This is a genomic window from Streptomyces albidochromogenes (assembly GCF_005981925.1).
GTDB lineage: Bacteria > Actinomycetota > Actinomycetes > Streptomycetales > Streptomycetaceae > Streptomyces > Streptomyces albidochromogenes.
Window position 1 is genome coordinate 1 of record NZ_VBVX01000560.1, and the last position, 2,001, is coordinate 2,001.

The window sequence follows — 2,001 nt, forward strand, 5'->3', positions numbered from 1 at the left end:
GAAGGGGGCGGGCCGGCCTTCCTCACGCAGATCACGGGCAACGGTCTGTTCCTGGTTTTCGCGGCGCTCGCCGCGACCCTGCCGGTCTTCCTGCCGATGGCCGTCGGCGTCGTCGCGGGCGACGCGGTGGCGGGCGAGGCGAGCGCCGGCACGCTGCGCTATCTGCTGGTCGCCCCGGCCGGACGCACCAGGCTGCTGTTCGCGAAGTACGCGGCCACGCTGGTCTTCTGCCTGGTCGCGACCCTGGTCGTCGCCGTGTCCGCACTGGCCACCGGGGCCCTGCTCTTCCCGCTCGGCGAGGTCACCACGATCTCCGGCACGCGGATCGGCTTCGGGGAGGGCGTGCTGAGGGCGGCGCTGATCGCGGCGGTGGTGGCCGCCTCGCTGATCGGGCTGGCGACGATCGGCCTGTTCGTCTCGACGCTCACCCACAGCGGCGTCGCGGCGATGGCGACGACCGTCGGGCTGCTGATCACGGTGCAGATCCTGGACACCGTCCCGCAGCTGAGCGGGATCCACCCGTACCTCTTCCCGCACTACTGGCTGTCCTTCGCGGACCTGCTGCGCGAGCCGGTGTACTGGGACGAGGTGCGGGACAACCTCACGCTCCAGGCCGTGTACGCCGCGGTGTTCGGCTCCGCCGCCTGGGCGCGCTTCACGACGAAGGACATCACGGCGTGAAGCGGCCCGGCCCCCGCCGGGGCCGGGCCGTACCGCACGGGGGCGGGATCAGAAGGTGAGCTTCCAGCTGTCGATGTAGCCGGTGTCCTGGGCGGCGATGTCCTGCACCCTGAGCTTCCAGGCGCCGTTGGCCGCCTCGGCGGACGCGTCCACCGTGTAGGTGGCGATCACGTTGTCGGCCGAGTCGCTGCCGCTGGAGTTCTTCAGCCGGTACGCCGTGCCGTCGGGCGCCAGCAGGTCGACGACCAGGTCGCCGCGCCAGGTGTGCTTGATGTCCACGCCCACCTTGAGCGCGGCCGGGGCGTTGCCCGTATGGCCCGCGACGGTGACGGTGGAGGTGACGGCCGCGCCGTTGTCCGGGACGGCGACGTCGGCGGTGTTCTCGTACGCGTCGCCGGGCGGGTCGACCGGGCCGCTGCCCAGCGTCCACACGGCGTGGGCGATCGCGTCGCTGTTGCGGTCCAGGGCGGTGTCGTTGATGTTCGCCGTGGTGTCGCAGGACGAGTGGTAGCAGCGGTCGAAGGCGGTGCCCGCCGTGCCGCCCCACTTCTGGGCCTGGGCGCTCGACTTCGTACGGCTGGCGCCGGTGAAGAGGCCGCCGACCGGTATGCCGACGTTCTTGAAGCTCGCGTGGTCGGAGCGGCCGTCGCCCTCGGTCTCGATCTCGGTCGGGACGCCGATACCCGCGTAGTAGTCCTTGAAGGTCTTCTCGATGGCCGGGTCGTCGTCGTAGACGAAGTAGCCGGGGTTCGGCGAGCCGATCATGTCGAAGTTGAGGTAGCCGGAGAACTTGGAGCGCTCGGTGGCCGGGAGGCTGTTGACGTACGCCTTGGAGCCGACGAGGCCCAGCTCCTCCGCGCCCCACCAGCCGAACCGCAGGTGCTTCGTCGGCTTGAGCTGGGCGCGGGAGACGGCGAGCGCGGTCTCCAGGACGGCGGCGGAGCCGGAGCCGTTGTCGTTGATGCCGGGGCCCGAGGAGACGGAGTCGAGGTGCGCGCCGGCCATCAGGATCTGGTTCGGGTCGCCGCCCGGCCAGTCGGCTATGAGGTTGTAGCCCGTCGCGCCGCCGGAGGTGAACGTCGTGACGGAGGTGGTGAATCCGGCGGCGTCCAGCTTGGCCTTGACGTAGTCGAGGGACGCCTTGTAGCCGGGGCGGCCGTGCGCCCGGTTGCCGCCGTTGGCGGTGGCTATCGACTGGAGCTGGGTGAGGTGCGCCTTGACGTTGGCGAGGGGTATGTCGGGGGCCGCGAGGGCCGCCGCGGGGGCGGTCGGGGCGGCGGACGCGGTGGGCGCGGTGGCGGCGACCAGGCCGGTGAGGGC

General features: G+C 71.7%; 2 protein-coding genes. One reads left to right on the forward strand and one right to left on the reverse strand.

Going from position 1 to position 2,001, the window contains the following annotated elements:
• A partial coding sequence (locus E2E34_RS33820; RefSeq protein WP_138905643.1) for an ABC transporter permease occupies positions 1 to 681 on the forward strand: 681 nt, incomplete at its 5' end.
• 48 nt (positions 682 to 729) lie between these two features.
• On the opposite strand, the gene E2E34_RS33825 is transcribed toward E2E34_RS33820, so the two are convergent.
• Positions 730 to 1,989 carry a M28 family metallopeptidase gene (locus E2E34_RS33825; RefSeq protein WP_439333706.1) on the reverse strand — a complete coding sequence of 420 codons (1,260 nt, stop codon included), beginning with the start codon at positions 1,987 to 1,989 and terminating at the stop codon, positions 730 to 732.
• Between the last annotated feature and the right edge of the window lie 12 nt (positions 1,990 to 2,001).